Here is a 9,288-nt window from a genome sequence, read left to right as displayed (position 1 = left end):
CGAGCTGATTGTCGTCCAAATACAGATGGAGCAGATTGGTCAAGTTCCCCAGTTCGGGTGGTATACTTCCGATTAACTGGTTAGCCGTCAGATAAAGTGCTTGAAGGTTTGACAAGTTTCCAAGCTGCCAGGGAATCTGACCGATTAGTGCATTGCCATAAAGATAAAGATGCGTCAGGTTTGAAAGAGCCCCCAGCTCAGCCGGTATGGAGCCATTGAGCTGGTTGGTGTTAAGGTAAAGCAACTGCTGGTTGGACAAGCTGCCGAGACCAGGAGGGATCGAACCGCTGAGCTGGTTGTTGCTCAGCTGAATTTCCACCAGGTTTGTCAAGTTAGCGAGTGTGGCAGGAATCTCTCCGGTGAGCTGGTTGTTCAACAGGCTGAGGGACCTCAAACTCGACAGGTATCCATCCGGATTCAATGGGTCGCCAAACTCCGATGGGATATTTCCCGTCAGCAGGTTGTTGCGCAAATGCAAAACTTCAAGGTTGGTCAAACCCGCAAGGGAAGTCGGAATGCTGCCGGTGAGGCCGTTCTCCCACAAGACGAGTTCTACAAGACTGCTCAGATTGCCAAGCTCGGAAGGAATGCTCCCACTGAGCTGGTTTCGATACAGGTGCAGACGGGTGAGGTTCGTCAGGTTCCCGAGCTCTGTCGGAATGCTGCCGGTGAGTTGATTGGCCTGCAGGGAAAGCGACCTCAGATTGAGTAAATTCCCCAGCGTGGTCGGAATCGGTCCGGTGAGCTGATTGTATGGCAGAAAAAAATCGGTCAGTTCAGTGAGGTTCTCCAGCTCGCTTGGAAGTGTTCCGCTCAGATTGTTGTTATTGAAAGAGATCTGGAGAACATGGTCTTCGACTGCGTTACAAATAACACCGTACCAACCGCACTCCGTGCCGACGACACCGCTCCAGCCGGTATTGTCTGTCCAGTTTCCACCGTTGGTACTGTTGTACAGGGCCAGCAAGGCCTCCCGCTCTAAATCCGGGATGCCGCTGAAATCCGTGTCGACCAAGGGATCGGTACCCTGGGCAACCTCGCGGCCGTCGTTGCGGCCGTCGCCGTCGGTATCCGTGTTTGTCGGATCTGTTCCGGCTCCCCATTCGTCCGTGTTGGTGAGCCCGTCACCATCGAAGTCGTCCCCAGGAAGCACGTCCGCAATCGAAGTGATACCATCGCCCGGATCTGCATCCACAATCTGCTGTTCCCAGTCATCGGGCAAACCGTCGAAGTCAACGTCGACAAATCCTGACGTGGTGATGCTCACCTCGGGGGTGTAGCCACTGTTCAGGAAATTTTGGTTGTTCGTGTGCGGTTCGGTGGCCGTACGAACCCGGAAAAAGTATTCTCTCCCTGATTCCAGGTTGTTTATAGTGAACGTCGACTCCGATTTGCTCGCGGTCGTCCCGAGGGGATTAAAAATCCCACCGGATGTCTCGGCATATTCGATTTCGTACCCCCCGCTGTCACCGATATAAAGTATCGGTGTCCAGGAGAGTTCGGCTGTACTGTTCGTTACCGAGTTCACGGAAAGATCGGTCGGTGCAATGGTCTGGGTGCTCTCCCAGTCGCCACCGTCTTGCTTGGTATCGAGGAACGTTCGCAGGATGTCGTCCGACGTGTGGAGCACGTTCCAACGCAGGTCGCTGGACCCGTCGATCAGGCTGGTCAGGTTGATAAGCGTAGTCGGTATGCTACCGGACAGCGCATTGCCGTGTAGGGAAATGGCTTGCAGGTTGGATAGATTTCCAAATTCACTCGGTATGCTACCGCTGAGCCGGTTGTTGCTGAGATCAAGCCTCTGCAGATTCGATAGGCTGCCCAGGGATGCCGGAATTCCATTGAAAAGATCATTGTCACTGATGTCAAGCACCTGCAGATTAATCAAATTCCCAAGTGTAGCCGGGATAGGCTCGGATAGTTGGTTATTATCCAGTTCTAGATTGCGCAACTGCGTCAGATTTCCGAATTCGACTGGAATGCTTTCGTCAAATAGGTTGTTGTTCAGGAAAAGGCCCTCGAGACTGGTCAGATTCCCTAAAGACGAAGGAATGATTCCGCTGAGCAGATTGTTGCTGAGCCTCAACAGTTGTAAATTTGAAAGAAGTCCAAACTCAGTTGGCAGATCCCCAGTAAACTGGTTGTCTTGGAGTTCGAGGATCCGCAGGTTAGCCAAGCCACCAAGTTCCACGGGAATACCGCCGCTGAACTGATTACCGCTAAGTTTTAGATCTTCCAGGCTGGCCAGGCTACCCAGTTCAGACGGGATGGTTCCAGTCAACTGGTTGGAAGAAAGGGCCAGTTGCCGGATGTTCGTCAGGCCGCCCAACTCGAGTGGGATGCTGCCGGTCAGTTGATTGACCCACAGGTTCATCACATCGAGGTTAACCAGGTTGCCCAACTGCGGGGGTATCGTCCCGGTCAGTTGGTTGGTGTGCAGGCTGAGCCATCTGAGGTTGGTCAGGTTGCCAAGTTCAGGTGGAATACTGCCGGTAAGTAGGTTGCCCCAGAGATCAAGGTTCTCCAGGTTGCTCAGGTTGCCCAGTTCAGGCGGTAGTGTCCCCGTTAATTTGTTACCGTTGGCTAAGTCGATGATAACAACACGATCCCCGTCTCCGTTACAGGTGATTCCATGCCAGCTGCACTCGGTACCAGCGGGGCCGTTCCAACCCGTGTTGTTGAGCCACCCATCACCGTTGGTGCTGGTGTAAAAGGCCAGCAGCGCGTCGCGCTCGATATCGGGGATACCGCTGAAATCCGTATCCAGGTTGGGGTTGGTACCCTGGGCAACCTCGCGGCCGTCGCTATAGCCATCACCATCGGTGTCAGGATTGTTGGGGTCGGTTGTGTTCTCGTATTCACCCAGGTTGCTCAGCCCATCGCCGTCGGCATCGTCATTGGCATCATTGACACCGACCACGAGGCCATGTTGGGTCTCCCAATGGTCCGGCATGCCGTCACCATCGGTGTCGGCCAAGGCCGTGGTCGTGAACGTGAGCATGTTCCAGTAGCCGGGGCTCGATGAATTGTTGTCCGTGTTTTCGCTGAAATATTCTCGCCTGGCCTTGACCCGCCAGCGGTAAAAGGTTTGGTTTTTAAGAAAGCCTGCCGGCAGATGATAGTGGCTTTGCTCGGTGTGGAAGGTATCGACGAGGTGGTAGTCATAGTCATAAATGTCGATGGAATAAAATTTTGCACCGACTACGTCGACCCAGTCGAAATTGACGGCTGTGTCATTCAAGAGACTGCCGGAAGCCGGGCTTAGCGAGGCCACTGCAGGGTAATCGATCACATTTGGAGTCAACTCTTCAGTAACGGAATAAATGTGTCCTTCCAAATCCTCAACGGTGAATATGTAGTCACCGCTTTCCAGGGGCTGGTCAGAGCTGGTTTGATAAATACAGGAAGTCGCGGTGGAGGATGTATAGGCGTCCCCACAGACCGCTGGAAGGTTGGTTACTGCACCTGACGGGTGAGACACGGTAACGGACCTGATATTATCCGGGACCCCCTGCGCGTCGTGAACAATCACCCTGAAATGGAGAAAAGCGCCATTGTCCGGATCGTTCCAGGTGCGCACGCCTGAGTTGTCAAATTCGATGTAAGGATCCACCGCTTCCTGATCGTCGGTATAGAAAATATAGTTGTCGTCGTTTGATGGCGGCGTCTTGGAGACGCTGTCCACGTTCAACGGACTGGGCACATCCCATGCCTCGAATCGGTAGCGGTAGTAGCTGTTGGGCTTTAAACTCCCCGGCGGTACGGTATAGGTCCCTTCACCACTATACCCGCTTAGAATGTTGACACTGTTGTCATGGTTATAGATGCGCAGGCGATAGCGGCTGGCATCGGTTACCTCGTTCCAGGAAAAGGTCGGCGTGGTTGTTGTGGCGATGTTGATGCGGGTTTGGAGATGCTTGGCCGCATCAATTGGGGGGTAAACTCCACCGGTCGGAGTATAGCTGGCACCCGCACTTGAAAGAGTACTTAGGTCTTCAGCCGAGAAATTGAGTTGCGTGCCGGTCCACGTCATCGAAACCCTGAAGGTATGAGTCGGATCGATACCGGTCAGAAGATTTCCGCCGTCCAAATATTCCCACTGCCAGGTTCCCTGCGAATTGATGTAATCCTCTTCCACGGACCAATAGATGCGGCTACCGTTCACCTGGATAGCCGCCCACACATCGGCGTTGCCGTTGTGGAAGAAATAGCCCACCAGCCTGGCCCTGGGCGATCCGTCGGCGGTGCTGATGCCGTCGATGGTGACGTCCGCCTGAATGGCATCGATACTTTGCGGATTACTAAAGTTAAGGCCCCCGTTGCTGCGACCGACACCACCGATGGGCAGTTCCGACCGCAACGCACCGCCTACGATCGAGACATCCGGTCCATACCAGGATTCCCACTTGGACAGATCGAGATCGTTAATGGAAGCATAGCTGTTGAAATCATCGTATGCCGAACCGTTGACCATTATGTTGTCAAACGTGGCCGTAATAAATTCATCTTTGAGTGTCGGCGTGATCGACTCCCTATCGATTGGTGACAAAGTTGTCGGATTATACGCTTCGACAATTGTCGCCGAGTGTCCGTCAGGATCGGTGACCGTGAACGTATAGTTGCCGGATGGGGGCGGATTACCATCCCAGATTTCATAGCCCGCAGAGGTCGGGCCATATGAGCGGACGAAGTCCATCGGATATACGGTGGGGTCCCCTTCTAATTGAACGGTAACCGCGTGAGAAGACCCGTCGGATGAAATACCATCATGGTCATAAATTCTGACCCAAGCTTCAGTTCCGGTGGAGCCGACATCCCATGTCCAGCTCAAGACGCCCCACCCATCCAGATCGATGGCCGGTAGGGAGGCATGGACCACCCAGCCAGCCGGCGTCGTAAAATTTAGCCATGCGCTGTCGGAACGGTTCTGGACGTCTTCCCAACGGCCGCTGTCGGTCAACCGGATACGCCAGCGGTAGGTGGTGTTGAATTTCAATACATTCAATGGCAAGGTGAAGGAAGAGAGATCCTTGACACGACCGGTGGCGAAGGCACGCTGATAGTCGGCGCCCACCAGTTCATCGATCTCCAGGCGGTAGTAGAGCGGAATGTTGCCGGCGTCGTCGACCCGCTGCCAACGGAAGGCGGGCGTCTTTGAGCTGACAACCGCCCCATCGACCGGCGAGAAAAGTGATGTATCCGGGATAGGCAGGTCGCGAGTCGTGTACTGGTGGTCGGTCTCGGTGCCGCCCAGCGCGCCGCTCTGCACCTGGAAGGTGTAAACCCCGTTGATTGCTGGCTCGCCGACCACGCTGATAAAGAAATCACGCCACTGCGGGAAATACTCCCAGTCGGGGGACGGATATTGTGCAAAGATGCTGTTGTCGGGAGCGAAGACCGTTATTTGATTGATCTCTCCCGGCAGTGCGCCGACAAACCCATCTTCGACGACCACCTCGATGTATGTCTTGAGGCTGCCGTCGGACTCGGTCACCCGGTGCAGCACGCCGGTAATCGGAATCGGCGGCGTGCTGGCATCGCTGTTCGGGTCGGTCCCTGAATGGACCTCGTAGCCGTCGCTCAATTTGTCATTGTCCGAATCCACGTCTAATGGATCGGTGAGAAATGCATTGATCTCTTCGCCGTCCCTCAATCCGTCGCCGTCGCTGTCGGGGTTGAGCGGCTGCGTCGAATGAAGGTTGACCTCATCCCCGTCGGTCAGGCCGTCATCGTCGGTATCGGGATTGTTCGGATCGGTGCCGTGGATGGCCGTCTCGTCATCGTCCGACAGGCCGTCTCCGTCCGAATCGGTAAAGTTGTCGCAGGCGTCTCCGATGCCGTCGCCATCGGTGTCCTCCTGATCCGGGTTGGCGATGAATGGGCAGTTGTCTGCATAATCCGGCGTTCCGTCGCCATCTCCAGTATCGTAGGCGTACTTTTGGGACCAGAATTCGCGGTTCGCTCCAGCCTGGACATCGCCGACCACGATCACGTTGCCACTGTGATTAACCGCGATGCCCCGTCCCACCGCGTCGGCGGCCAGATACTTCCAAATAGGCGTCCCATCCGGTTCATAGACGACGTTAAGCCCGCCGTCTCCGGTGGCATAGATGCGACCAACGGAATCCACGCTGACATCATTGAGACCCAGATTGGCGTCGGATTGCTTCAGCCACAGCCGCTGGCCGGCCGAATTGTATTTCACGACCAGATAATCGGCGCTCGGACTGCCAGAAACCCTGCCGGCCGCGATAACGTTGCCGAGCGGATCTGCAGCGACGCCCCAGCCCAGCGAGACGCCGCTGGCGGATGCCGAATCGGGCTCATGGGTCAGCCAGATCTGTGAACCGTCTGAACCAGCCAGTTTGGCGGTGGCAAAATAGTAGCTGCCGTCGCCGCGCCAGGTTCTGCCGGTGACGAGGATGTCACCGCTGCCGTCTGTGCTAACATCGCCGACTTCAAAATAGGCGCCGGAATTGATCCCCCACTGGCTGCCATCGAGGGTAACGTTCCAGACCGGACTGCCGGCGCTGTCGTACTTGGCCACGCTGGCGCTTTGAACCACGATGACATTGTCGGCCCCATCCACGGCAAGCCCACCACCCAAGCTGGAAGGTGCCCAGGCTGCAAAGGATCGGCTCCAGGCGACACTGGCAAGGTCGGATGAATACTTAATGACCGTGCAGTTGATCCCGGCATACCCGGAAACCAGAACGTTGTCGAGCGAATCAACCCCCACCCCGCTGGCGTAATCGTCATCGCCGGAATCGAAGGCCACGTACCAGGGGTTGGAGAGTTCTGGATTGGCGCGCCTGATTTCGATATCCCATGTGGTTCCGTTATAATACGTCCCCACCGACGCGACGCTGTCCGTCGATAGCACCGCCACGGCATCCAGCCAGTCGTCGACGCCGTTGTCATGCGTGAAAGTGGCCGTGCGCCACCAGATCAGGTCATCAACCTCGGAGCCGTCGCACAGCCCATCGCCGTCGACATCTTGATTGGACGGAGATGAAGGGCACAGGTCGACGTTGTCGCCGATGCCATCACCGTCGCTGTCAAACCATTCGGATGGATCTGACGGATACAGATCAGATCCGTCATAATAGCCATCCCCGTCCGAATCGTTCATCTGGCTTATGATAAGGAATGAATCGTCCAGATATCCGTCATTATTAGAACCAATATAACGCAGCGCGTAAAACCCGTAGGTTATGTATCGCGTCCCCGGTGGGAGCAGTACGGTCCCTTTCTTCAGGACCCATGTGTTGTTTGAAGTGAACCAACCCAGATCATGGCGGGCTATCTCATTGTTGCTGCCGTCCCTGAGTATGATCTCTACCATTCCTTCGTCGGTCTGGGTCCCATAACCCGCCTGCCATCCGCCGTAATTAACAGTAAACTGGCCTTGATCGATCTCGCTTGCAGTAAAGTACCCTTCGGCAATCAAATCGATGGTTTGGTAGGTATAACTGGATGCCACCGTACTCAACCCGCCCATCAGGTATTTGGCGCCACCGTGAGGCGAGGGATCTGCAATGCGTATGGCCGCACCATTGCTCGTCCAGTCGGCAAGGTCAGACTCAAACCCGGGGTTGGCCAAGAAAGAGAAGTCGTTTCCGCTATTGGGATCGGTGTCATAAATGTTTATTTCATCGCCATCTTGCAGCCCATCATTGTCGCTGTCAGGATCAAGTGGGTCGGTACCCGTATCATTTTCGTCAACATAGGTTCCCGTGTTAGTCTCCACACTGTCGGCAAGCCCGTCACCATCGTCGTCCGGATCGCAGGGATCGCCGAGGCCATCGGAGTCGGTATCCTCCTGAAGCGGATTGGTAATGCCGGGGCAGTTGTCCACCAAAGTCGTCGAGCCGGTGCAAGCCGAAAGATCGGTCGATGGGTCGCCGTATCCGTCGCCATCAACATCATCACATTGGGTGCAGGTCGAAGAACAGCCGTCTCCATCGTCCGTATTATTGTCGTCGCATGTTTCGGGTGGTTCAATAACGCCATTACCGCAGACCGGTGTTTGGCAGGCATCACCGACACCGTTGGTGTCTATGTCTTCCTGAAGGGGGTTGGGAACGATGGGACAGTTGTCCACGTTATCGAATACACCGTCACCATCGCTGTCCGGATCATTAGGATCGGTACCCTTTAGGAATTCATCGGCATCACTGAGTCCGTCACCCTCGAAATCACCGGTTCCGTCTCTGGACGTGTCACCGAAGTGGTTGATCTCCCAATAGTCGTTCATGCCGTCTGCGTCGCGGTCGGCGGCGGCATAGAGGCCCTGCACGTCCACGGCGCCAAGGGAGGTGGAGTAAATCGCTATCTCGTCCAGGAGGCCGGCGAAATGCTGAAAATCCTGGAAGCTGCCGTTGACCGTATCCTGATCCGCGGCAACCCAGAGCCCTTCGACACTGAACCCACCACCGGAGCCGTAAGTCGTCGATTCCAGCAGTACACCGTCCAGGTAAACATCCGTCTCATCTGTGCGCGTGGCCACGGTCAGCATATGCCAGCGGCCGTCGTTCAGGGTCACGTTGACGGTATGAAACGGAAGACCCGTGGAGTGGTGAAAGTACAGCCCCAACTGACCACTGTCGTAATAGAGTAGGTATTCGTCAGGCCAGGTCACATTGGCCCCGCTCACCAACCCGAAGGTGGAATCCGTGGTCTTCAACCACAGGTTCAGGCTGATATCAGTGCCGGAAAGCATGCTTTCGGGGATTTTGACCCGGTCGTCGATGCCGTCGAAACTGCCGGCCTGGCTGATGCCGGCAACCGCGAAAGTCACACCGTTGTAGACAATGCCGTGGTTATCGTTTCCGCTGGTGTCCCAGGCATGACCATCCAGAGTATAGAGGGCGGTCATGCCCTGGCATAGGTCGCCCACCCCGTCGGTATCGGCATCCTTTTGGCCGGGATTGAAAACCGTTGGGCAATTGTCCACATCGTCGGGCGTTCCGTCGGCGTCGCTGTCCGTATGGAAAGGGCTGGTATGCGAGACGTTCACCTCATACCCGTCAGTCAGGCCGTCGCCGTCGGAATCGTTGACCTGGGGGTTCAACACCGTCACTTGCCTGTCCGCCGACGGCCAGCGGCTCTGGACCCACAGTGCCTGCCACGTGTTCTGCATGTCGGTCGCATCAATTGCTACATTAGACACCCGAACCTCATCCACCATCCCACCAAAGTAAACACTATCAACATCGTAATAGCCGAGATTGGCGTTCCATCGATGTTGTCCGTCCAATACGAAGTTGCCGCCTGCTGCATGGCTGG

Annotated in this window: 1 protein-coding gene; it reads right to left on the bottom strand. The window is 55.7% G+C overall.

Annotated features, from left to right (window positions below; genetic code table 11):
• On the bottom strand, nt 1-9,172 hold a 9,172-nt coding region (locus ABYV26_RS14405; protein WP_372682051.1), incomplete at its 3' end, for a LamG-like jellyroll fold domain-containing protein.
• Between the last annotated feature and the right edge of the window lie 116 nt (nt 9,173-9,288).

The sequence above is a fragment of the Desulfosarcina sp. genome (genome assembly GCF_041551955.1).
In the GTDB taxonomy this organism is placed as follows: Bacteria; Desulfobacterota; Desulfobacteria; order Desulfobacterales; family Desulfosarcinaceae; genus Desulfosarcina.
Note: the sequence above shows the minus strand (reverse complement) of the source record. Positions and strands in the feature narration are given on the sequence as shown.